This window comes from Streptomyces sp. NBC_01257, assembly GCF_035917255.1.
Lineage (GTDB): Bacteria > Actinomycetota > Actinomycetes > Streptomycetales > Streptomycetaceae > Streptomyces.
On record NZ_CP108472.1, the window covers coordinates 5819458 to 5843165 of the forward strand.

The following is a 23708-nucleotide window of genomic DNA, read 5'->3' on the forward strand; positions in this document are numbered from 1 at the left end:
GGGCGGAGCCGTTCCCGGGGGGAGCGGTGGGGAGAGCGGACGGGGGTAGAGGGACGGTTATGTCGAAACTGCCGGGGTGGCTCGGACAACTGGGCGCTGAACTGACCAAGCTGGGCGATCGCCTGGAAGAACGACGCGCCGAAGCGGCGGACGAGGACGACGACACCGCACGCGGGAAGCCGTCGGCGAAGTCCGCCGGATCCGCGTCCGGTGAGGGCGACGACGGTTCGGGTGCGGCCGATCATGTGCCGCCGCCGCCCGCGTACGCCCCCTCCGTCGCGGCACGCCCCGATCCGGTCGCCGCGATCCCCTGGGGGATGCGGGTCGCGGCCGAGGCCGGCTGGCGGCTCCTGGTGCTGGCCGGCACCCTCTGGGTGCTCATGCGGGTCATCAGCGCGGTGCAGCTGGTGGTGCTGGCGTTCGTCGGTGCGCTGCTCGTCACCGCGATGCTCCAGCCGACCGTCGCCCGGCTGAGGCGTTACGGTCTCCCGCGCGGGCTGGCCACCGCCGTCACGGCGATCCTGGGCTTCGTCATCATGGGCCTGGTCGGCTGGTTCGTGGTCTGGCAGGTCATGGACAACATCGACACCCTCTCCGACAAGGTGCGGACCGGGATCGACGACCTGAAGAACTGGCTCCTGGACAGCCCGTTCCATGTGACCGACAAGCAGATCAACGACATAGCGAAGAACCTCAGCGACACCGTCGGCACCAACACGGAGGCGATCACCTCCGCCGGGCTCCAGGGCGTCACCGTCATGGTGGAGCTGCTGACCGGGATGCTCCTGGCGATGTTCTCCACGCTGTTCCTGCTGTACGACGGCAAGCGGATCTGGCACTGGGTGCTCAAGCTCGTGCCCGCCCAGGCCCGGCCGGGTGTCGCGGGCGCCGGCCCGCGTGCCTGGCGGACCCTGACCGCCTATGTGCGGGGCACGGTGATAGTCGCCATGATCGACGCGATCTTCATCGGTCTCGGGATCTTCTTCCTCGATGTGCCGATGGCCGTTCCGCTGGCCGTCTTCATCTTCCTGTTCGCCTTCATCCCGCTCGTCGGAGCGGTGGTGTCCGGGGCGCTGGCGGTGGTCGTCGCGCTCGTCACCCAGGGCGTGTTCACGGCGCTGCTGGTGCTGGCCGTGGTCCTCGCGGTCCAGCAGATCGAGGGCCACATCCTCCAGCCGTTCATCCTGGGCCGCGCGGTGCGCGTGCACCCGCTGGCCGTGGTGCTCTCGGTCGCCGCGGGCGGCATGATCGCCGGCATCGGCGGTGCGGTCGTCGCGGTGCCGCTGGTGGCGGTGACCAATACGGTGGTCGGCTATCTGCGGACGTACGGGCAGGAGGAGTCCCGCCGGCACTCGCCGCCGCCGCACGGCTCGACGTCACTGGACGCGGCGCCCACGCCCGCGCCCGGAGCGCCGCCCGAGGAGACCGACGACGGCACCGACGAGGAACCGGCGGCCGCGGAGGCGCCGAAGCAGGTCTGACGTCCCGAACGGACACACGAACGAGGACACATGAAGAAGGGCCCCCGGGACGGTCGGTCGTCCTGGGGGCCCTTCTCGTATCAGGGGTACCGCGGGTGCTACTCGGCGAGGACTGCCTCGGCGTCGAGGGTCACACCCACGGCCTGGATCACCGAGGCGATCTTGACGGCTTCCTGGATGGTCTCACGGTCCACGCCGGCCTTGCGCAGCACCTGCTCGTGGGAGTCCAGGCACTGGCCGCAGCCGTTGATCGCGGAGACGGCGAGCGACCACAGCTCGAAGTCGACCTTCTCCACGCCCGGCTTGCCGATCACGTTCATCCGCAGGCCCGCACGGAGGTTCCCGTACTCCGGGTCCGACAGCAGGTGCCGGGTCCGGTAGAACACGTTGTTCATCGCCATGACGGCGGCGGCCGACTTCGCGGCGGTGTACGCCTCCGCGGAGAGGTTGGCCTTCGCCTCCGGCTCCAGCTCGCGCAGCACCTTCGGCGAGCGCGAGGCGATCGCGCAGGCGAGGACGGTGCCCCAGAGCTGCTGCTGCGGGAGTTCGCTGTTGCCGATGACCGAACCGAGGTTCAGCTTCAGGTCCTTGGCGAAGTCCGGAACGGCGGCCTTCAGTTCGTCGAGTGCCATGTCGGTGTCAGCTCACTCGCCCGAGAGGAGCGCGACCGGGTCCAGGGTGGTCTCGCCCTTGGTCCAGTTGCAGGGGCACAGCTCGTCGGTCTGCAGGGCGTCGAGGACCCGCAGGACCTCCTTGGGGTTACGGCCCACGGAACCGGCGGTCACCATCGTGAACTGGATCTCGTTGTTCTGGTCGACGATGAAGACGGCGCGCTGCGCGAAGCCGTCCTCGCCCTCGATGCCGAGGTCACGCATGAGCTCGTGCTTCGAGTCGGCCAGCATCGGGAAGGGCAGGTCGGTCAGGTCCGGGTGGTCCTTGCGCCAGGCGTGGTGCACGAACTCGGAGTCACCGGAGAAGCCGAGGATCTGCGCGTCCCGGTCGGCGAACTCCTCGTTCAGCTTGCCGAACGCGGCGATCTCGGTGGGGCACACGAAGGTGAAGTCCTTCGGCCACGCGAAGACGATCTTCCACTGACCCTCGTAGGTCTTGTGGTTGATCTGCTCGAACTCCTTGCCGCTCTCCAGCGAAACACAAGCGGTCAGGTCGAACTCGGGGAACTTGTCACCGACAGTGAGCACGCGCTCTCCTTGCAGCGTAGGAATTCCCTTTTTGGGGGAGTTCCTGAGGGTTGGACGGTGTCCACCTTGGCACAGAGTGCATTGATCACGGAAATAGCTACACTCGGTCGTGATGATCGGAGGTGCCTATCAGTGGTGCAAGGTAATCAGGGCAACCGGCCCAAACAGCCCAGCCTCGCGCAGCTTCGCGCCTTCGCCGCCGTGGCGGAGCATCTGCACTTCCGGGACGCCGCGGCAGCAATCGGGATGAGTCAGCCCGCGCTCTCCGGGGCCGTGTCCGCGCTGGAGGAGGCACTGGGTGTCCAGCTCATCGAGCGCACGACGCGCAAGGTGCTGCTCTCGCCCGCCGGGGAGCGGCTCGCGGTGCGGGCCCGGGTGGTGCTGCACGCCGTCGGCGCGCTGATGGAGGAGGCCGAGGCGGTCCGGGCGCCCTTCACCGGAGTGCTGCGGCTCGGGGTGATCCCGACCGTCGCCCCGTATCTGCTGCCGACCGTGCTGCGGCTGGTCCACGACCGCTACCCGGACCTCGACCTCCAGGTGCACGAGGAGCAGACCTCCTCGCTGCTGGAGGGGCTGGCCGCCGGGCGGCTGGACCTGCTGCTGCTCGCGGTTCCGCTCGGGGTGCCGGGGGTGACGGAACTCCCGCTCTTCGACGAGGACTTCGTGCTGGTCATGGAGCGCGACCACTGGCTCGGCGGGCGGCAGGACATTCCGCGCGAGGCGCTGCGGGAGCTGCCGCTGCTGCTGCTCGACGAGGGGCACTGCCTGCGCGACCAGGCGCTCGACATCTGCCGCGAGGCGGGACGCACCGAGGGTGCGCCGGTCACCACGACCGCGGCCGGGCTCTCCACCCTGGTGCAGCTGGTGGCCGGGGGGCTGGGGGTGACGCTGCTGCCGCGGACCGCGGTGACGGTCGAGACCGCCCGCAACGACGCGCTGGCCACCGGGTACTTCGCGGATCCGGCGCCCGCGAGGCGGGTGGCGCTGGGGATGCGGACCGGGGCCGCCAGACACGAGGAGTTCGAGGAGTTCGCGGCGGCGCTGCGCGGGGCGATGGCGGCGCTGCCGGTACGCGTGGCGACGGCCGGCCGGGCCTGAGTCAGGGGTCCGGCCGGCAGTCGCGGGCGCTACTCGCTGCGCAGCCCCTCCGGGCGCATCATGCGCCACAGCGGCGGCAGGGACAGCAGGGTGACCAGCAGGATGAGCGCCGCGCCCGCCCCCGCCAGCGGCAGGAACAGCCACCAGCCGGACACCTGTTTGCCGACCATCCAGCACAGGGTGGCACCGAGCGCGAGACCGCCGGCCACCGCCACCACGAGCCCGATGACCACCGGGATCGCGGTCTGCCACAGCACCGACCAGCCGAGCGTGACCCGCCGGGTGCCGAAGGCGACCAGGACCGACAACAGCCGCTTGCGCTCGCGCAGTTGCTCCAGCTGGGAGACCAGCATGGACGCGGCGATCAGCAGCAGCGTGGCGGTCGCGCCGACCTGGAGGCCGGTCTGGATGCTCGCGTACTGCCGGTCGCGCTCGACCGAGGTCATGGTGACCACGCGCATCCCGGGATCGATCCGCGCCGCCGTGTTGCGTACGTACTCGGCGGCGTCCGGGACGTGTTCGTCGTAGCGGATCTGCGCGATCGTCTGGGCTCCCGGCAGGGTCGCCGCGTCGATCGCGCCGGGCGTGACCATGATCCCCCAGCGTTCCTCGCCGAGCGGGTCGGGCCGGGTCAGGACGGTCCGGGTGCCGGTGGGCAGCGTCCAGCGCAGCGGCTTGCCCCGCCCGTAGCTGTCGAACTCGAGCACCTCGCCCTTGCGGGCGGTCTCGTCGACCCAGCCGGCCTGGCCCTTGTCCCGGGGGTGGACGACGAAGGTGTCGCCGTCCCGGCAGGACGTGATCCGGGCGAGCTCGCGCAGGGTCGCGCAGTCCCCGACGCTGAACGAGGTGGTGGGCTGGATCTCGTCGCCCGAGTACTTCCCCGGCTTGGTGGCGTACGCCTCGACGGTGCCGACGACCTTGGTGACGCCCTTGGTGGCGCGGAGCTCCTTGATCGTGTGCAGGGCGGCGTCGCCCCTGACGATCTCGGACGCGGCGTAGATCTGGGCGCGGGACGGGTCCTGGCCGGTGATCCTGTTGAAGTCGTCGTTCATCGCGGCGAACAGCATCTGCAGGGCCACCGCGCCGGCCACGGCGACGGTGACGCCGCTGACCGCGCGGGAGGCCGCCCCGCTGCTCAGCTGGAGCCGGCGGGTGGCCAGCTGCCAGGGCACCGGTCCGCCGCGCAGCCGCTTGACGCAGGCCTCGACCAGCCAGGGCAGCAGCAGCGCCAGTCCGACGAGGACGAGCACCGCGCCTCCGGCGACCGGATACGGATTGACGGGGCTGTACTCGTCGATCCTGCCGCCGAGTCCGAAGACCACGAGTCCGGCGACCGGCAGCAGCAGCCGCCACCAGAGGCGGCGCTTGCGGCTGCGGCTGTTGCGTACGACTCCGAGCGGCTCGATGACCACGGAGCGCATGGCCACCAGGGTGACGAGCACCGCGGTGAGCGGAACCGCGAGGGCGATGAGCACGCAGAGCCGGAGGTCGGGGGCCAGGTCGGCCGGGAAGGCACTGACGTCCCAGATCTCGACGTACCCGACGAACTGGCGCCCCGTCAGGAACAGGGCCAGCCCGATGAGGAGGCCGAGCACCGAGCCGAAGAGCGCCTCACCGGCCGCGATCCGGCGGGTCATCCGGATGTCCGTACCGACCAGGCGCAGGGCGGCGAGCCGGCGGTCGCGGCGGTCGCCGCCGAAGCGCACGGCGGTGGCGATGAAGATGGCCACCGGGACCAGCAGCACCACGCAGATCATGATGATCAGCACGATGAGCAGCGGCGACAGCGGCTTCGCGGGTCCGGGATCGCCGTAACCGGACAGCCGGTGGCCGCCCGTGGCGCGGGTCAGGGTGTCGCTGCCCGCGTAGTACCGCAGCTCGCCGGGCGACACCAGGCCGGCGTCGGAGATGGTGGCCGTCACCTTGTACGGCAGCCGCTCCTTGAGCAGCGCGTTCTCCGGGGCGTCGAGGAGCTCGCCGAGCGCGGGGGAGACGGCCATCTCCCCGGCGGCGGGGAGTTCGCCGATGCCCGGCGGGAGCACCGGGTGGGCGCCGTCGGCGCGCATGAGGAAGCCGTCGATGGTCCGGTCGTGGTACTCGGTTCCCGCGTCGATCCGCAGGACCGTGCTGTCCGACTTCTTCGCCGAGACATCGGGGGATTCCGAGATCTTGCTCTCGGAGCGGGCCTGTTCGCGTCCGGACCGCTCGTCGAGCATGTGCGGTACGGACGCGGCGACGAGCAGCAGGGCCACGCCGAGGCCCACGCCGACCGCGGTGAGCAGCGTGCGGGCCCAGCCCTCGCGGCCGCCGCCGGCGGCGAAGCGGATGCCGAGCCCGAGATCGCGCAGCAGGGCCGGGGTGCGGGAGGGCGGTTCCGGAGGACGCGCCGGAGCCGTCCTCTCTTCGAGCAGCGTCATACGGCGTGCTCCAGGTCGCGGGCCCGGCCGTCGCGGACGGTGACATCGCGGTCGGAGTAGGCGGCGACCCGGGCCTCGTGGGTCACGAGCACCACGGCGACGTTGGCGGAGCGGGCCGCCTCGGTCAGCAGCTGCATGACGCGCTCGCCGTTGAGGGAGTCCAGGGCGCCGGTCGGCTCGTCCGCGAAGATCACCTTCGGGGACGCGGCCAGCGCACGGGCCACGGCGACGCGCTGGCCCTGGCCGCCGGAGACCTCGCCGGGCCGCTGGGCGCCGATGTCGTCGACCTCCAGCCGCTCCATCCACTGCAGGGCGGTGCGTTCGGCGGCCTTGCGCCGGGTGCCGTTCAGCCGGAGCGGCAGGGCGACGTTCTCCACGCAGGTCAGCTCGGGGACGAGCTGGCCGAACTGGAACACGAAGCCGAACTCGCTGCGGCGCAGGGCGCTGCGCTCGGCGTCGGACATCGTGGACAGCTCGCGGCCGGCGTAGGTGATGGTGCCGGAGTCGGGCGTGATGATGCCGGCGAGGCAGTGCAGCAGGGTGGACTTGCCGGAGCCGGAGGGGCCCATCACGGCGACGACCTCGCCGGGGTGGACGGAGAACGAGGCGCCGTCGAGCGCGGGGGTCGCCCCGTAGGTCTTGTGCAGGTCGCGGGCGGCGAGCAGGGAGCCGGCGGGGATCACGGGGCCACCACCTTCGCGAGCTGGCCGAGCCGGGCGGCGGTCAGTTCCAGCCAGCGCAGATCGGCTTCGAGGTGGAACAGGGCGTGGTCGCAGATCAGCTGGTCGGCGAGGTCGCCCTGCCGCTTGCGGTCGGTGAGGATGCGCATCAGGCGCAGGTGCTCGGAGCGCTGGGCGTCCAGCACGTCGGCGGCGCTGCGGCCGGTGAGCATGGCCAGGACGACCTTGGTGTACAGGGTCGACTGGAGGTAGGGCTCCGGCTTCTCGGGCTGCGCGAGCCAGGTGGCGACATCGGTGATGCCGGCATCGGTGATGGCGTAGCGCTTGCGCTCCGGGCCGCCGTCGGTCTCCACTCCGTCGACCTCGACGAGGCCGTTCTTGAGGAGCCGGGACATCGTCGAGTAGACCTGTCCGTAGTGCAGTGGACGGTCGTGACCGAACTTCTCGTCGAAGGTCCGCTTGAGGTCGTAGCCGTGGCGGGGGCCGGACTCCAGGAGCCCGAGCAGGGTGTGGCCGATAGACATACCCAGGACTGTACACGGTGTGTATACCTGTCGTGTATACCGGTGTGGGGGCCGTCCGCCCGAGGGCCCGTCGGGGCCGGGCCCCGGCGGGTCACTCCTGGCCCGGGGCCTCCGGCGCCTTCGGCGGGCGTCCCCGGCGTGCGATCGGCGCCGCACCGCCCGGCAGCCGGCCCGCCTCCGCGAGCGCCCGCCGCAGCAGGAACTCGATCTGCGCGTTCGCGCTCCGCAGCTCGTCCGACGCCCAGCGCGCCAGCGCGTCGTGCACGGCGGGATCCAGCCGCAGCAGCATCTGCTTGCGCTGCTGCGGCCCGGACTGCGGCGCACGGCGCCGCGGGGTCTGATCCGTCACTGGTAGAGCGTGCCCGTGTTGAGGACCGGCTGTGCGGCCCGGTCGCCGCACAGGACCACCATCAGATTGCTGACCATGGCCGCCTTGCGCTCCGAGTCGAGCTCGACGATGTCCTGTTCGGCGATCCGGGTCAGCGCCATCTCGACCATGCCGACCGCGCCCTCGACGATCTGCTGCCGGGCCGCGACCACCGCTCCGGCCTGCTGGCGCTGGAGCATCGCGGACGCGATCTCGGGGGCGTACGCGAGATGGCTGAAGCGGGACTCGATGATCCGGACACCCGCCGCCTGGACCCGTGCGGTGAGCTCGACAGCCAGCTTCTCGGTGATCTCCTCGGCGTTGCCCCGGAGCGAGAGGCCGCCCTCCTCGTGGGCGTCGTACGGGTACTCGATCGCGATGTGCCGGACCGCCGCCTCGGTCTGGGTGGCGACGAACTCCAGGAAGTCGTCGACCTCGAAGAGGGCCTGTGCGGTGTCCTCGACCTTCCAGACGACGATCGCGGCGAGCTCGATCGGGTTGCCGTAGGCGTCGTTGACCTTGAGGACCGCGGTCTCGTGGTTGCGGACCCGGGTGGAGATCTTGCGGCTGGAGGTCAGCGGGTTGATCCAGCGCAGCCCGTCGGCCCGGATGGTGCCGACGTACCGGCCGAAGAGCTGGATCACCCGCGCCTCGCCCGGTGCGACCATCTTCACACCGCCCATGCAGAAGAACGAGGCGATGGCGAGCAGCACGCCCAGGATGCAGACCGGGATGCCGACGCCGTTGTTCCCGTTCGATCCGATGACGCCGCCGACGATGGCGAGACCGATGCCGGCGATCACCCCGATCACGGTCAGCAGGAGGCCGAGGCCGCCCGCGATGCTGTGCGCCGTCGTCTCGCGGACCTGCGGTTCCGGCATCTCGGGCGCGTCCGGCGTGAGGTCGGCCGACGGTGGGACCGAAGCGTTCGGGCTGGTCGGGTCAGTCATGGAATCCCCCGTTTCGCGGTGGCTAGCGATGAGCTAGTAATGTGATTACACATTAATGGATTTCGCAACCCTGTGCACCTCTCGTGAGTCGGTTCCCTTGGGAACGGGTGCTGATTGTCACGTCCGGAAAAGCCTGGATCGCTCGCTTTTTGCCCTTGTCAACGGTGTTAGCTGGCAGGTCCGAGCTGATCCGGTCGAGCAGAGAAACGGGAGCACTACAGCAATGGGTCGAGCGGATGCGCGACGAGCCCAGCGGCGCGGGTCGCGGCGGGCCGTGAAGAGCGGCGGCATACGCAGACTCTTCACGTGGCGGAAACTACTGGGCACGGCCCTCGGTGTCTGCCTGCTGGGCATGGGCGCCTTCGCCGTGCTCTACATGATGGTGAGCGTCCCCGAGGGGAACGCGCAGGCCAAGCTGCAGAGCAACATCTACAAGTACTCCGACGGCACTCTGCTGGCCAGGACGGGCGAGGTCAACCGGGAGATCGTGGACCTCGCGGAGGTGCCGAAGGAGGTCCAGATGACCTTCGTCGCCGCCGAGAACAAGTCCTTCTACCAGGACCAGGGCGTCGACTTCAAAGGCACCGCACGCGGTCTGCTGAACACGCTCTCCGGCAAGGGCAAGCAGGGTGGCTCGACCATCACCCAGCAGTACGTCAAGAACTACTACCTCGACCAGGACCAGACGGTCACCCGGAAGCTCAAAGAGCTGGTCATCTCGCTGAAGGTGGACCAGAAGAAGAAGAAGAGCGAGATCCTCGCCGGGTACATCAACACCAGCTACTACGGCCGGCAGGCCTACGGCATCCAGGCCGCGGCACAGGCGTACTACGGCAAGGACGCCAAGGAGCTGAACGTGGCCCAGGGCGCCTACCTCGCCGCCCTCCTCCAGGCGCCCAGCCAGTACGACTGGGCCGTCGCAGGACCGAACGGCAAGCGGCTCGTCCAGGAGCGCTGGAACTACGTGCTGGACAACATGGTCGAGGAGGGCTGGCTGGACTCCGGCAAGCGCCAGGGCCTGAAGTTCCCGGTTCCGCAGGAGCCCAAGCCGCTGAACGGGGCCGCGGGACAGAAGGGCTACATCGTCGAGGCGGCCCGCAAGGCGGTGCTGGAGGAGACGGGCCTCAGCAGCCAGGAGTTCGACCTCGGCGGCTGGACGATCACCGTCAACATCGACAAGAAGAAGCAGCAGAAGCTGGAGAAGTCGGTCGAGACGAAGCTGATCGACAACCTGGACACGAAGCAGCGCAAGCTCGACCGTGACATCCAGGCAGGTGCCGTCTCGGTGGACCCGAAGACCGGAGCGGTCCTCGCGCTGTACGGCGGCCGCGGCCAGAACGAGCACTGGACGTCGAACGCCGCCCGGCGCGACTACCAGCCCGCCTCCACCTTCAAGCCGGTCATCCTCGCCGCCGCACTCGACCAGGAGTCGGTGACGCAGGAGGACCGGCAGATCACCGCCAACACCCGCTACGACGGCACCAGCAAGCGGCCCGTCGAGGGCAGCGACATCGCCTTCTCGCCCGAGAACGAGGACGACCGGGACTACGGCTCGGTCACCGTCCAGACGGCGATGAACAAGTCCATCAACTCCGTCTTCGCGCAGATGGGCGTGGACGTCGGCATGGACAAGGTGATGCAGACCGCCGGCGAGCTCGGCATGAACGTGAAGGACCTGGAGGCCGTGCCCGCGCAGACGCTCGGTTCCATGGGCGCCAGCCCGTTGGAGATGGCCGGGATCTACGCCACGCTCGACAACCACGGCAAGAAGGTCAGCCCGCAGATCGTGAAGTCGGCCGTGCACCAGGGCGACGACCCGGTGAAGATGCCCGACGCGATCGGCGACCAGGTGATCAGCCGCCAGGCCGCGGACTCCGTGACCTCCGTGCTGACCGGCGTGGTCGACGACGGTACGGCCCAGGGCTCGGTCCGCAACGCCGAGGGCCTCGCCGACCAGCAGATCGCGGGCAAGACCGGCACGTCGGACGACAACAAGTCGGCCTGGTTCACCGGATACACGCCCGATCTCGTCACCTCGGTCGGACTGTTCGGCGAAGCCGCCTACGACCGTACGGGCGACAACGGCAAGAAGATCCACAAGGGCGACCAGGTGACCCTGAAGGGCGCCGGCGGTGGCGGCCGCGTCAACGGCGGTGGCTTCCCGGCCGAGATCTGGGCGGACTTCACCGCGCACGCCATGGGCAAGTCGAGCAAGTTCGTGCTCGACACCGACATGGGCGCCGCGGTCACCCCGCCGCCGGACACCAGCTCGCCGAGCCCGTCCACGTCGCCCTCCGAGACGGTCTCGCCCTCCGACGAGCCGACCACCCAGGACCCGACGACCGAGCCGCCGGCGGAGACCGAGTCGCCCGCCAGCTCGCCGCCCGCCTCACCCACGGGGGACCCGACGAGCGAACCGCCGGCCTCCCCGTCGACCGAGCCGGGCCCCACCGGCAGCGTCGGGCTCCCGGCGAAGCCGGGGGAGAACCGGCCGGACGAGGACGACGCCGCGGGGCGCTGATCCGCCGGGGCACCGGACCGACCGGAACGGGCGGTGTGCGAGGACTCTCTCCTCGCACACCGCCCGTTCCCTTTGCCCGTGGCCCTCGCCGGTTCACTGACCCCGGGTGGGCATCTCGAACCAGACGACCTTGCCGGTCGACAGCCGGGTCGCGCCCCACCGCCGGGCCAGCCGGTTCACCAGGAACAGACCGCGGCCGCCCTCGTCCATGTCCCGGGCGCGGCGCTGCCGCGGCAGCTGCGGGGCGTCGTCGCCGACCTCGCAGCGCAGGATGTCGGTCCGCAGCAGCCGCAGGGTCACCGGCCGTTCCGCGTACCGCACGGCGTTCGTCACGACCTCGCTGACCAGGAGCTCCACCGAGTCCGCGATGTCGTCGAGCCCCCACCGGCTCAGCGCCCGGCGGGCCAGCCTGCGGGCCCGGCCCGGGGCGGAGTCCTCCGGTTCCAGGAACCAGTACGCCACGTCGCTCGGCGCGATCCCGTCGAAGCGGGCGGCGAGCAGCGCGATGTCGTCGTCCCGGTCGCCCGGGCCGAGCATGTCCAGCACGTCGTCGCAGAGGGCCTCCAGCGGCGGCGAGTGGTCCGGCCCGGTCAGCCGGGCGGTCGCGGCGAGCCGCTCACGCAGCTGTTCGATGCCGGTCCAGACGTCGCGCAGCCGCGACTCGACCAGACCGTCGGTGTAGAGGAGCAGGGTGGCGCCCGCGGGCGCGTCCAGCTCGACGGCCTCGAAGTCCACGCCGCCGACGCCGATCGGGGCGCCGGGCGGGACCCGCAGCACCTCGGCACGGCCGCCGAGGTGGAGCAGGACGGGCGGCGGGTGGCCGGCGTTGGCGATGGTGATGCGGTGCGCGACGGGGTCGTACACCGCGTACAGGCAGGTCGCCATGCGGTCGCTGCCGAGCCGCTGGGCCTGCTCGTCGAGGTGGTGCAGCACCTCCTGCGGCGGCAGGTCGAGGCCGGCGAGCGTCTGGGCGGTGGTGCGCAGCTGGCCCATGATCGCGGCGGAGGTCATGGAGTGGCCCATCACGTCGCCGACGACCAGCGCGACCCGGCTGCCGGGCAGCGGGATCGCGTCGTACCAGTCGCCGCCGACCCGGGCGGTCTCCGCGGCCGGGAGGTAGCGGGAGGCCAGCCGGACCCCGGTGGGCTGGGGGAGCGAGTCGGGCAGCATGGTGCGCTGGAGCTCGTCGGCGATGTACGCCTCGCGCCCGTACAGCACGGCCTTGTCGATGCCGAGCGCGGTGTGCGTCGCCAGCTGGGCCGCGACCAGCAGGTCGTTGGCCTCGAAGGGCGGGCGCTCGGTGCCGCGCAGGAACACGGCCGCACCGATCACCCGCCGGCGGCCGCGCAGCGGGGCGAGGATCGCCCGGTGCCCGGACGGCACGGTGCGGTCGGCGCCGAGCAGCTCGGGCAGCGCGACCCGGGCCGCGGCGGAGTCGCCGAAGACCGGACGCACCCCGCGCAGCACCTCGGCCAGCGCACCGCCGGCCAGAACCTCGCACAGTTCGGCCGCGGGCGTCGGATCGGTCTGCGGGTCGAGGCCGGGCAGCCGCAGCCGCTCCGTCTCCGACAGGCCCTCGGTGTCCTCGTCGGTCAGCCGCAGCCGGTCGGAGCGGCGCAGCCGCAGCACGAACGGGTTGACGGGCCGCTCGTCGCCGACCGGCAGCGGGTCACGGAGGTAGACGAGTATGGCGTCGGAGAAGGTCGGCACACTGGCCCGGCACAGCCCCAGCACGATCTCGTCCAGGTCTATGCCCCGGGCGATCCGCCGGGTCGCGGCCCCCACGAAGCGCAGCCGGTCGCCCTCACGGCGGGCCGCCGCCTGCGGGTCGGGGCCTGCCGCGGGGCCCGTACCGGCAGCGGCCGGGTTCGGGCCCTTGGCCGGGGCCGGGATCGCCGCCGCCGCGGCGTCGCGCTGCCGCGGCCGGGTGCGTTCCTGCGACCGGGCGGCGAGAGGCTGCCGGCCTTCGTGGGAGGTGGGGTGCTCCGTCACGCGTGGGGTTCCGTCCGTCCGGGCCGGTTGTATGAGGCAATCACCTCGTGGGGCGCTACTGTGCCCCGGCAAGAGCGGCAATCACAACGGCTGACATCTGGTGCCCCGGAACGCGGGGCCGAAACCTGATGTCCGCACAGGGAGCCGGTGACAACGTTTCCGGCGCCGGGGCGGCGGACAGCGAGCACGTCTCCACCCCCTCGTCGTGGCTCATGCGATTCAGGCAACTCGTGCGACTCATACGACTGATGCGGTTCATGAAACGTGCAACGTGTGCGATGACTCGATGACTTACGGTCAGGTCGTGTGCCGCGCCCGCCGGTTGGGGCGGAGCCGCTTTCCTCGTGGCGATCCTACGTTTGCCCCCCTGGGGTGCATCAAGGGTCTCACGACGGCATGGGGGAGGGGGTACGGTCCCAGTCATCCGGCAGCGCCGGGACCTGCCAGTGCGGATCGGGCCGCCAGTCCTCCCAGCCGTCCCGGAACGGCGCGCCCCAGTCGCGGATGACGCCGACCGCCTGCTGCCCCGCCTCCCGCACCTGCCGGGCGGCCTCGGGCGTCATCAGACCGACCCGCTGGGCCTGGGCGAACTCGTCCTCGTCGCGCCAGAGCCAGCTGTGGTCCGGATAGACCGAGATGTCGAGGAAGTGGTCCTCGGAGTCGATGCCGCCGGGCCAGCGGGTCCGCGGCTCCTCCAGGTTCACGTACCAGCTGCGGAACTGCCAGCCGCGCTCCCAGAACAGCCAGACGGACCACGGCTCGCCGGGCCGGGCCAGCTTCAGCACCCCGTTGCCCAGCCAGGGCGAGCGGGCGGTGGTGCGGGGGGCCGTGTACCGGGTGGCGAGCGGCTCGGCGTGCACCTCGGTGCCGTCCGCCAGGACCGGCTTCACGCACTCGGTGCCGGGGGCGACCCAGACGGCGAGCAGCTCGTCGGTGTCCTGGACGACGGTGACGGGGCGGCAGATGTGCACGGGATTGGGGGCCGGGCCGGGCCCGGGGCCGTGCCGCAGCGGTCCGTTGCCGCGGTAGCGCCACAGGATCTGATCACCCGGCGCCCAGCGCTCGGTCTCTCCGGTACCTGTCATGGAGAGATCTTAGTGACGGAGCCGTCCCGCCGCAGCGATGCACATCACGGGCGGGTCATACGCAACACGTCCAGGGCCTCGTCGAGCTGTTCCACGGTGAGGTCCCCGCGCTCGACGTATCCCGAGGCCAGCACCACCTCGCGGATCGTCTTCCGCTCCGCCAGCGACTTCTTGGCGACCTTGGCGGCCTCCTCGTACCCGATGTACTTGTTCAGCGGGGTGACGACGGACGGCGAGGACTCCGCGTACTCCCTGGCCCGCTCGACGTTCGCGGTGATGCCGTCGACCGTGCGGTCCGCGAGCAGCCGGGAGACGTTGGCGAGCAGTCGGACGGACTCCAGCAGGTTCTTCGCGATGACCGGGAGCATGACGTTGAGCTCGAAGTTGCCCGCGGCGCCCGCTGCGGCGACCGTGGCGTCGTTCCCCGTCACCTGGGCCGCGACCATCAGGACCGCCTCGGGAATGACCGGATTCACCTTGCCGGGCATGATCGAGGAGCCCGGCTGGAGGTCGGGCAGGCTGATCTCGGCCAGACCGGTGCGCGGGCCCGAGGCCATCCAGCGCAGGTCGTTGGAGATCTTGGTGAGCGAGACCGCGATCGTGCGGAGCTGGCCGGAGGTCTCCACGAGACCGTCCCGCGCGCCCTGGGCCTCGAAGTGGTCGCGGGCCTCGGTGAGCGGCAGGCCGGTGGCCCGGGCGACCTCGGCGATGACGGCGGCGGAGAAGCCGGGCGGGGTGTTGATGCCCGTGCCGACGGCGGTGCCGCCCAGCGGCAGCTCGGCGAGGCGGGGAAGCGAGGCGTACAGCCGCTCGATGCCGTAGCGGATCTGTGCCGCGTACCCGCCGAACTCCTGGCCGAGCGTGACCGGGGTCGCGTCCATCAGATGCGTACGCCCCGACTTCACGACCGCCGCGAACTCGACGGACTTGCGCTCCAGCGCCGCCGCCAGATGGTCCAGGGCGGGGATCAGCTCACCCGTCACCGCGCCGGTCGCGGCGATGTGGATGGAGGAGGGGAACACGTCGTTCGAGGACTGCGAGGCGTTGACGTGGTCGTTGGGATGGACCTCCCGGCCGAGGCGCTCGGTGGCGAGCGTGGCCAGGACCTCGTTGGTGTTCATGTTCGACGAGGTGCCGGAGCCGGTCTGGAAGACGTCGATCGGGAAGTGCGCGTCCCACCGGCCGTCGGCGACCTCCGCCGCGGCCTCCTGGATGGCCCCGGCGATCTCCGGGTCGAGGACCTTCAGCTCGGCGTTCACCTTGGCCGCGGCCGCCTTGACCCTGGCCAGGGCCTCGATGTGGGTCCGCTCGAGACGCTGCCCGGAGATCGGGAAGTTCTCCACGGCCCGCTGGGTCTGGGCCCGCCACTTCGCGTCCGCGGGGACCCGCACCTCGCCCATCGAGTCATGCTCGATGCGGTAGTCCTCGCCGGCCGCTGCGGTGTTTCCCTCGTCCGTCATCGTTCAACCTCCTTAGGGCCGCCCGGGAAGTGGTGGGCGGCGTCGCGTGCCTGGGCACGCACATCTGCGGCGTTGTCGTCAGTCAACAACTTCCCCACGCTCTCGGCTTCGCCCGAGCAGGGGAGACCCCACAGCGTTGCCTCAATCCTCCGCCTTGCAGCTGCACGCACCCAGCCCCGCTCCTTCTTCCGCCCACCACTTCCCGGGCGCTCCTGAAAAAGATGAGCACTTGTCTTGTTCTATGTATTCCCAAGTTGCCTACCGGCCAGTAAATACCGGGGGTAACCACAACCTCGGGAGGCGCAATGAGACGCACCGGATACCGGCTCCGATGTACGGTCGCGGCCGTCGCGGCCACGGCGGCGGCGCTGGGCGGGATGACGGCCGCCGCCGGACCGGCGGGCGCCGCCCAGCCCGGTACCGGCACTACCGCATCCACCCCGCTGCCGCCCGAACTGGAGGCCGTCCGCGCCGCCGAGGCCACCCGGCTGTACGGCGACCCCGCCGAGCGGCCGCTCGCCGACCGCAAGACCGGGCTCATCTCGCTCGGCGACAGCGAGATCTCGGGCGAGGGCGTCGGCACGTACGAGGCGGGCACCAACGGGCCCGACAACTGGTGCCACCGCTCTCCCGACTCCGCCATCCACCGCACCGGCATCCCGGCCGACGTCACGTACAACGTCTCGTGCTCGGGCGCGTACACCGGAAACATCGTCATCGGCGGCGCCAAGCAGTACGCCGACGAGCTGGTGCAGAGCGACAGCCTGGCCATCAAGGCGCGCAATACCCGCATCAAGATGATCGTGCTGGTGGCGGGTGCCAACGACGACCTCCAGTTCGGCCCGGTCATGACGGACTGCGTCGAGCGCTGGGTCCTCATCCAGGGGACGTGTCAGCCCAAGTACGAGGGCGGCTGGCAGGCCCGTGTCGACGGACTCGTCCCCAAGGTCGAGACGACCGTGCGCGACCTGCGGACGGTGATGACCGGCGCCGGTTACGCCGACAGCGACTACAAGCTCGTCGTCATGGGCTACCCGAGCCCCATCGGCCCGGACTTCTACGACAACCCGAACTTCCCCGGCAAGCTTCCCGGCGGCTGCGCCGGATACGACTCCGACGCCGCATGGGGCCGCAACACCGCCGTGCCCGCCTTCGAGCGCGGCATGCGCAGGGCCGCGGCCGACACCGGAGCCGTCTACCTCGACAACTCCCGGCTCTTCCACGGCCACGAGGTCTGCAGCGAGTCCACCTGGGCCCGCGGGCTCTACATCGACCTCTCGCACTTCCCGCCGGACTCCAACTCCCTCCGGCAGTCCTTCCACCCGAACGCGGCAGGCCACGGCGCCTTCGCCTCCTGCCTGACCCAGATCTACAACTCCGGCCTGCGTGAGGCGAGCTGCGCCGACCCGGCGAGCACCGGAAAGCCCGTGCTCCAGGCCACCGCCTGGGACGACGCCTTCAAGCCCCTGCGCGGCGAGGCGACGGGCAGCTGCCTGGACGTCCCCGCATCCGTCACCCGCAACAACACCGGCGTCACCGGCTGGGAGTGCCACGGCGGCCGCAACCAGGGCTGGTGGTACGACTCCGGTACGAAGAACCTCCGTACGGAACTGAGCCACGACCGCTGCCTGGACGTACCGGGCGCGAAATACACGGCGGGCGCGGCCCTCATCCTCTACAACTGCTCGGGCGCGGCCAACCAGCAGTTCGTCCGGCAGTCGGGCACCCTGCGCCCGGCCGCGTCGACCGGGCTGTGCGCCACCCTGGCGGGCGCGCACGACCCGCTGCGGCTCCAGCCGTGCGACGGCAGCGCGCAGCAGCGCTTCGCGTAACCGTTCCCGGCGGTACGGGGAGGAGCGTGCACCCCTCCCCGTACCGCTCAGCCGGCGGTCACGAACGCGCCGAGGATCGCCGCCAGGTACCCCGGGTCGTCCGACCCGCACAGCTCGCGCGCCGAGTGCATCGACAGGCCCGGCACCCCCACGTCGACGGTCTGCACACCCAGCCGGGCCGCGGTCAGCGGGCCGATGGAGGTGCCGCACGGCATCGCGTTGTTCGAGACGAACGGCTGCCAGGGCGCACCCGCCCGCTCGCACGCCGCCGCGAACACCGCGATCCCGGTCGAGTCGGTGGCGTAGCGCTGATTGACGTTGACCTTGACCGTGGGGCCGCCGTTGGGCAGCGGGCGGTGGCCGGGGTCGTGGCGCTCCGCGTAGTTGGGGTGGACCGCGTGCGCCATGTCGGCCGAGACGCAGAAGGCGCCGGCCAGGGCCCGCGGCCAGTCCTCGGAGCTGCCGCCCCGGGCCGTGACGGACCGGCTCAGCACATGCTCCAGCAGGGGGCTCTGCGCACCCGTGTCCGAGCCGCTGCCGACCTCCTCGTGGTCGAAGGCCGCCAGCACCGGGATGAACGCGGGCTCCCCGGCCGCTCCCGACGCGGCGACCAGCGCGGTGACGCCCGCGTGCACCGAGACCAGGTTGTCCAGCCGCGAGGACACCAGGAACTCCCGCTCCGCGCCCAGGTATCCGGGCGGCTGGATGTCGTGGAGCATCAGGTCCCAGCCCAGCACCTCGTCCGGATCGGCCTCCGCCGCCGCCGCGACCCGGCGCAGCAGCGCCCCCTCGTCGGGCTCGCCGAGCGACCAGACCGGGGCGATGTGGCGCTGCCGGTCCAGAGCGAGGCCGTCGTTGACGGACCGGTCGAGATGGATCGCCAGCTGGGGCACCCGCAGCAGCGGCTCGTCGATCTGGACCAGCCGGGACTCGGTCCGGCCGCCGGAGCCGCGCAGGGCCAGCCGCCCGGAGATGCCCAGGTCGCGGTCGAGCCAGGTGTTGAGCGGCACGCCGCCGTAGATCTCCACCGCGACCTGCCGCCAGCCGGCCGAGCCGTTGTCGGGGGCGGGCTTGATCCGCAGGTTCGGGGAGTCGGTGTGGGTGCCGATGATCCGGAACGGGGTGTGGGCGGGCACGCCCTCGGGGGCGTACCAGGCGATCAGCGCGCCGCCGCGGACGACGAAGCTGCCGCCCGTGGTGCCCGTCCAGTCGTCCGTGCCCCGCAGCTCACGGAAGCCGGCCTTCTCCAGCCGCTGGGCGGCGCTCGCCACGGCGTGGTACGGCGAAGGACTGGCCCTGATGAAGGAGAGCAGGTCGTCGGCATGGCTGCGGTGGGGGACCGGCGTCATGCGGTGTCCGCCTTTCCGGAGTGGGACGGTGAGGGTGGTTCGGGCAGGCACGAGAGGTTCGGACGGCGGGGGGCGTGGTGGCACCGGGGGAGGGCGGGTCCCGGTACGGAGGAACGGAAGGTGCGGGGGCGGCGTTCTCCGGCCACGCCGGACAACTCACCGCATCGGCCCGGTGTCCCGCAAGCCGGACGGACGGCCCCCTGCGCGAAAGCGGTGGTGCGGCTGCGGTGTGCGCGGGTGGGAGCGTCCTGACCGGCGCGGTGGAGTGCGGCCCGGCCCGCAGGTCCCGGGCGGCACCGGCCCGCTCCCGGACCGGTACGGACCCGGCCGGTCGCACGATCCGGTTCCGGGAGCGTGGCGGGCGCTGTCGGACCGCATGCCGCGAGATTGGCTGAATTCCGTCGTACGCGGACGGCCCGGCCGCCCTCATGGCACCGTCGGGCCCGGCGCCGTCCTGCGCAGCCCCGTCACCCGGATCAGGAACACCACCGCGACCAGCAGGGCGACACCGTGGGACCAGCCGACGACCGTCAGCGGGCTGAACCGGTCGAGCGCCGCAGCGACGGTGATCATCCCGGCGCCGAAGCCCAGGTTCTCCACCGTCGCGGACAGCCCGAAGGCGTGGGCCCGCAGCCCGGCCGGCAAGGTCTGCAGATGCGAGGTGTACGACACCTCGGTCAGCCCGTCGGCGGCCCCGGCGACCAGGGCGATCACCGCCGTGGCCACCAGCGGGAACCCCGCGAACGCCAGGATGAACGCCCCCGACATCAGACACGTGCCGTAGCCGAAGCCCAGTGCGCCGACGGTACGTCCGGTGCGCCGCCCGTACCGCTGGATCAACTGCTGCGCCACGATGTTGCCGAGCGCCCACAGGCACCAGAACGCGCTGACGAACACGGCGGGGTGCGAGGAGTCGAGCTCGCTGGAGTAGACGGGCAGCGCGGCGTTGTGCGAGGACGAGCCGAGGGCGTCCACCCCGCGCAGCGCCACCATCAGCCCGAGTCCGGGTGCGGCGGCCAGGGCGACGAGCGCGACGGGCATCCGCCGCCGGGCCGGCCGGGGCGAGCCGGGTTCCGCCTCCGCTTCGGCTTCCGGTTCCGCTTCTGCGCCGGCCTCGGCGTCCGCCCGCGCCGGCTTGCCGCGGCCGCCGCCCGCGATCGGCAGCAGTCCCACCGTCACCGCGCAGACCGCGAACGTCGCCATGTCCACCACGAACGCGGCGGTGTACCCGACGAGCGAGACGACGACACCCGCCGAGGCGAAGCCGGCCACCATGGCGAGCGAACGCCCGGTGATCGACAGCGAGTTCGCCCAGGAGCGCCGGTCCTCGCCCACCATCTCGGGAATGGAACTGCGCAGCGACACCATGAACAGCGTCCCGCAGGACCCGACCACCACCGACACGGCGACCAGCGCCGCCGTGCGCAGCCCGTCCGGCGCGAAGACCAGCAGCAGCATCACCGCCGCCTGCGCGATATTCGTCCAGAGCATCACGCTTTTCGCGGTGAAACGGGCGAGCAGGCCACCCGCGGCCAGCCCGGCGGCAAATCCGGAACCCAGCCGGACGGCCATGAACAGCCCCATGGCGAGAGCCCGCCCCGTCGTCTCGTAGACGAACAGATTGAGCGCCACCATATTGAGGAACGTGCCGTACGAGGAGATGGCATAACCGGTCACGAGGAATCGATAACGCCGCTCCCCGCGCGGGGAGTTGACGGATTCGCCGGTAGGCCGGCTGACGGAGTGCTCGGTGCCGGGTGTCACCTCCTCATGGTCGTCGAGGTGGTGCCGCTCTCCGCCGTCGTCCCGTATGCACAAAGGTAATCTGCATACTTGTGAAGGACGATCATTCCAGCACACCGGCATGTGATTGCCGCGAATCGTCGTCGGGCGGCTCCGCACGGGACCGGCCCGCGCCGGAGCGGCCGTGCGAGGCGGCGCTCGCGACCTACCGGCGCGCGCTCGTGGCGGGAAGCCTTCCGCAGGACGAGGTGACCGGCTGTCTGCGGGCGCTCCAGCTGATGGTCGCGGACCGCGGATCACCGGGATTCATGATGCCCGTGCCGCCGGAGACGGCGTCGTACGCCGCGCTCGCCCCGCTCCAGGAGGCCATCCTGGATCACCGGCGCACGCTGCGCGCCACCCGCGCCTCGCTCTCCGTCTTCGAGGCGCTGTACGCGGAGGTGCACCGGACACAGCAGCCGGCCCTCACCCGGCTCTCCGGCGCGGCCGTCATCAGCAAGGCACTGGACGCGGCCGTGGGCGGCTGCCGCCAGGAGGTCCGCACCGCCCACCCCGGGGGCAGCCGTCCCGCGGATGTGCTGGAGGAGGCCCTGACCCGGGACCTGGGCAACCTGCGCCGCGGCGTCCGGCAGCGGACGATCTACCAGCACACCGTCCGCTCCGACCGCGCCACCCTCTCGTACATCGAGCAGGTGAGCACCGAGGGGGCGGAGATCAGGACGCTCGCCGAGGTGACCGACCGGGTCATGGTCTTCGACGGGGACCTCGCCTTCGTCCCCTTCTCCGACGAGCCGCAGCAGGCCCTGCGCATCCAGCACCCGTCGCTGGTCCGCTTCCTCGCCCGCGCCTTCGACGAGGCGTGGGCCCGCGCGGTGCCGGTCCGGCCCGAGCGGGCACCGCTGCGCACCCCCGTCATCACGTCCGACCTGCAGCGCGCCATCCTGCTCGCGGTGGTCAACGGCGAGACGGACGCCTCGATCGCCCGGCGGATCGGGATGAGCCGCCGCAGCGTCGCCGAGCACATGCGGAAGGTCTCCGAGCAACTGGGCAGCACCAGCCGTGCCCAACTCGGCTATCTGGTCGCGACGTCGGGACTGCTCGACGGCTGAGGGGCGTACCGGCCGCTGCCGGTACGCCCCTCAGCCGCAGGTGCTCAGGTCAGGCGAGGCCGGGGCCGCGCACCGGGATGCTGGTGAACGTCGGTGCGGGGGCCGGCTCGGTGAAGAAGTCGTTGCCCTTGTCGTCGACGACGACGAACGCCGGGAAGTCCTCGACCTCGATCCGCCAGACCGCCTCCATGCCGAGCTCCTCGTACTCGACGACCTCGACCTTCTTGATGCAGTCCTGGGCCAGCCGGGCCGCCGGGCCGCCGATCGAGCCGAGGTAGAAGCCGCCGTGCGCGTCGCACGCGTCGGTGACCTGCTGGGACCGGTTGCCCTTCGCCAGCATCACCTTGGAGCCGCCCGCAGCCTGGAACTGCGCGACGTAGCTGTCCATCCGGCCGGCCGTCGTCGGGCCGAAGGAACCGGAGGCGTAGCCCTCGGGCGTCTTGGCCGGTCCGGCGTAGTACACCGGGTGATCCTTCAGGTACTGCGGCATCTCCTCGCCCGCGTCCAGCCGCTCCTTGATCTTGGCGTGCGCGATGTCGCGCGCCACGACCAGCGGGCCGGTCAGCGAGAGCCGGGTCTTGACCGGGTACTTGGTCAGCTCGGCGAGGATGTCGTCCATCGGCCGGTTGAGGTCGATCCGCACGACGTCACCCGCCTCGTCGAGGTGCTCGTCGGTGGTGTCGGGGAGGAAGCGGGCCGGGTCCTTCTCCAGCTGCTCCAGGAAGACGCCCTCGGCGGTGATCTTCGCGGTGGCCTGGCGGTCGGCCGAGCAGGACACGGCGATGGCGACGGGGAGGGAGGCGCCGTGGCGCGGCAGGCGGACGACGCGCACGTCGTGGCAGAAGTACTTGCCGCCGAACTGCGCGCCGATGCCGATCTTCTGCGTCAGCTCGAAGACCTTCTGCTCCAGCTCCTTGTCGCGGAACCCGTGCCCGGTGGGCGAACCCTCGGCGGGCAGCTCGTCCAGGTAGTGCGCGGATGCGTACTTCGCGGTCTTCAGCGCGAACTCGGCGGACGTACCGCCGACGACGATCGCCAGGTGGTACGGCGGGCAGGCGGCCGTGCCCAGGGAGCGGATCTTCTGCTCCAGGAACTTCATCATGGAGGCCTCGTTGAGGACCGCCTTGGTCTCCTGGAACAGGAACGACTTGTTGGCCGAGCCGCCGCCCTTGGCCATGAAGAGGAACTTGTACGCGCCGCCGTCGGTCGCGTACAGCTCGATCTGGGCCGGGAGGTTGGAGCCGGTGTTCTTCTCGTCCCACATGTTCAGCGGGGCCATCTGCGAGTAGCGCAGGTTGAGCTTGGTGTACGCGTCGAAGATGCCGTGCGACAGGGCCTCCTCGTCACCGCCCTCGGTCAGCACGTTCTGCCCGCGCTTGCCCATGACGATCGCGGTGCCGGTGTCCTGGCACATCGGCAGGACACCCGCGGCGGCGATGTTCGCGTTCTTCAGCAGGTCGAGCGCGACGAACTTGTCGTTGGACGAGGCCTCGGGGTCGTCCACGATGCGCCGCAGCTGCGCGAGGTGCGCGGGCCGCAGGTAGTGCGAGATGTCGTGCATGGCCTCGGCGGCCAGGGTGCGCAGCGCCTCCGGCTCGACCTTGAGGAACGTCCGTCCGTCGGCCTCGAAGGTGGACACACCCTCGGCGGTGACCAGGCGGTACGGCGTGGTGTCCTCTCCCAGGGGGAGCAGATCGGAGTACGCAAACTCTGGCATTACGGCCATTCCTCACTCGGCAGACAGCGGCTGACCTCCCTTGGGCAGCGCACCCACCAGGGTAGGACCCCGCGGGGGCGGCGGGCTTGTGAGGTAGGGCTCACCGGACGGCGGCCGCTCCGGGCCGTCGTCCGGTGCCGGCCGCGTCCCGCGATCGGTGTCCGCCGCGCCCGCCGCCCCCTAG

General features: G+C 71.2%; 18 protein-coding genes. 5 read left to right on the top strand and 13 right to left on the bottom strand.

Going from position 1 to position 23708, the window contains the following annotated elements; all coding sequences use genetic code 11:
- The first annotated feature begins 59 nt into the window (after positions 1–59).
- Positions 60–1481 (top strand): AI-2E family transporter, encoded by a 1422-nt coding sequence (locus tag OG408_RS25435; RefSeq protein ID WP_266782252.1) that lies wholly within the window; start codon positions 60–62, stop codon positions 1479–1481.
- A 98-nt stretch (positions 1482–1579) separates the two neighbouring features.
- On the opposite strand, the gene OG408_RS25440 is transcribed toward OG408_RS25435, so the two are convergent.
- Both OG408_RS25440 and OG408_RS25445 read right to left on the bottom strand, forming a co-directional pair.
- A complete protein-coding gene (locus OG408_RS25440; protein WP_250967916.1) occupies positions 1580–2113 on the bottom strand; it encodes an alkyl hydroperoxide reductase in 534 nt (177 codons plus the stop codon).
- Positions 2114–2125: 12 nt separating this feature from the next.
- Positions 2126–2680 carry a peroxiredoxin gene (locus OG408_RS25445; RefSeq protein ID WP_123461343.1) on the bottom strand — a complete coding sequence of 185 codons (555 nt, stop codon included), beginning with the start codon at positions 2678–2680 and terminating at the stop codon, positions 2126–2128.
- 132 nt (positions 2681–2812) lie between these two features.
- Between OG408_RS25445 and OG408_RS25450 the strand changes: the two genes are divergently transcribed.
- Positions 2813–3778, top strand: coding sequence for a hydrogen peroxide-inducible genes activator (locus OG408_RS25450; RefSeq protein WP_266782257.1), 966 nt, complete (start codon positions 2813–2815; stop codon positions 3776–3778).
- Between the two features lie 29 nt (positions 3779–3807).
- Here the strand turns inward: OG408_RS25450 and OG408_RS25455 are convergent, their stop codons facing one another.
- The 5 genes from OG408_RS25455 to OG408_RS25475 all read right to left on the bottom strand — a co-directional run bounded on the left by OG408_RS25455 (position 3808) and on the right by OG408_RS25475 (position 8716).
- Complete coding sequence (locus OG408_RS25455; protein WP_326672139.1) at positions 3808–6195, bottom strand: ABC transporter permease; 2388 nt, start codon at positions 6193–6195, stop codon at positions 3808–3810.
- The gene (locus OG408_RS25460; RefSeq protein ID WP_266782261.1) at positions 6192–6878 is read right to left on the bottom strand and encodes an ABC transporter ATP-binding protein; all 687 of its coding nucleotides are present in this window, start codon (positions 6876–6878) and stop codon (positions 6192–6194) included. Before OG408_RS25460 ends, OG408_RS25455 begins: the two co-directional genes overlap by 4 nt.
- The gene (locus OG408_RS25465) at positions 6875–7399 is read right to left on the bottom strand and encodes a PadR family transcriptional regulator (protein WP_266782263.1); all 525 of its coding nucleotides are present in this window, start codon (positions 7397–7399) and stop codon (positions 6875–6877) included. The genes OG408_RS25460 and OG408_RS25465 overlap by 4 nt, the downstream gene beginning before the upstream one ends.
- A 91-nt stretch (positions 7400–7490) precedes the next feature.
- Positions 7491–7748, bottom strand: coding sequence for a hypothetical protein (locus OG408_RS25470; protein ID WP_326672142.1), 258 nt, complete (start codon positions 7746–7748; stop codon positions 7491–7493).
- Positions 7745–8716 carry an SPFH domain-containing protein gene (locus tag OG408_RS25475; protein ID WP_266782267.1) on the bottom strand — a complete coding sequence of 324 codons (972 nt, stop codon included), beginning with the start codon at positions 8714–8716 and terminating at the stop codon, positions 7745–7747. The genes OG408_RS25470 and OG408_RS25475 overlap by 4 nt, the downstream gene beginning before the upstream one ends.
- 223 nt (positions 8717–8939) lie before the next feature.
- Between OG408_RS25475 and OG408_RS25480 the strand changes: the two genes are divergently transcribed.
- Positions 8940–11237: a transglycosylase domain-containing protein gene (locus OG408_RS25480; RefSeq protein ID WP_285572167.1), complete on the top strand. Its 2298-nt coding sequence runs from the start codon at positions 8940–8942 to the stop codon at positions 11235–11237.
- Between the two features lie 93 nt (positions 11238–11330).
- On the opposite strand, the gene OG408_RS25485 is transcribed toward OG408_RS25480, so the two are convergent.
- The 3 genes from OG408_RS25485 to OG408_RS25495 all read right to left on the bottom strand — a co-directional run bounded on the left by OG408_RS25485 (position 11331) and on the right by OG408_RS25495 (position 15774).
- Positions 11331–13229 (bottom strand): SpoIIE family protein phosphatase, encoded by a 1899-nt coding sequence (locus OG408_RS25485; RefSeq protein ID WP_266782271.1) that lies wholly within the window; start codon positions 13227–13229, stop codon positions 11331–11333.
- 386 nt (positions 13230–13615) lie between these two features.
- Positions 13616–14314, bottom strand: coding sequence for a cytidylyl-2-hydroxypropylphosphonate hydrolase (gene fomD / locus OG408_RS25490; protein ID WP_266782273.1), 699 nt, complete (start codon positions 14312–14314; stop codon positions 13616–13618).
- A gap of 44 nt (positions 14315–14358) precedes the next feature.
- Entirely contained in the window at positions 14359–15774 is a 1416-nt protein-coding gene (locus tag OG408_RS25495; RefSeq protein WP_266782275.1) for a class II fumarate hydratase, read from the bottom strand.
- A gap of 305 nt (positions 15775–16079) precedes the next feature.
- Between OG408_RS25495 and OG408_RS25500 the strand changes: the two genes are divergently transcribed.
- Positions 16080–17606, top strand: a complete 1527-nt coding sequence (locus tag OG408_RS25500) for a ricin-type beta-trefoil lectin domain protein (protein WP_326672148.1) — start codon at positions 16080–16082, stop codon at positions 17604–17606.
- A 47-nt stretch (positions 17607–17653) separates the two neighbouring features.
- On the opposite strand, the gene OG408_RS25505 is transcribed toward OG408_RS25500, so the two are convergent.
- Both OG408_RS25505 and OG408_RS25510 read right to left on the bottom strand, forming a co-directional pair.
- Complete coding sequence (locus tag OG408_RS25505) at positions 17654–18955, bottom strand: M18 family aminopeptidase (RefSeq protein WP_266782279.1); 1302 nt, start codon at positions 18953–18955, stop codon at positions 17654–17656.
- A 426-nt stretch (positions 18956–19381) separates the two neighbouring features.
- Positions 19382–20632 (bottom strand): MFS transporter, encoded by a 1251-nt coding sequence (locus OG408_RS25510; RefSeq protein ID WP_442806063.1) that lies wholly within the window; start codon positions 20630–20632, stop codon positions 19382–19384.
- Between the two features lie 158 nt (positions 20633–20790).
- Between OG408_RS25510 and OG408_RS25515 the strand changes: the two genes are divergently transcribed.
- On the top strand, positions 20791–21807 hold the full coding sequence (locus OG408_RS25515) for a LuxR C-terminal-related transcriptional regulator (protein ID WP_326672152.1): 1017 nt from the start codon (positions 20791–20793) through the stop codon (positions 21805–21807).
- A gap of 49 nt (positions 21808–21856) precedes the next feature.
- Here the strand turns inward: OG408_RS25515 and OG408_RS25520 are convergent, their stop codons facing one another.
- Positions 21857–23524 carry a fumarate hydratase gene (locus OG408_RS25520; protein WP_285572154.1) on the bottom strand — a complete coding sequence of 556 codons (1668 nt, stop codon included), beginning with the start codon at positions 23522–23524 and terminating at the stop codon, positions 21857–21859.
- Between the last annotated feature and the right edge of the window lie 184 nt (positions 23525–23708).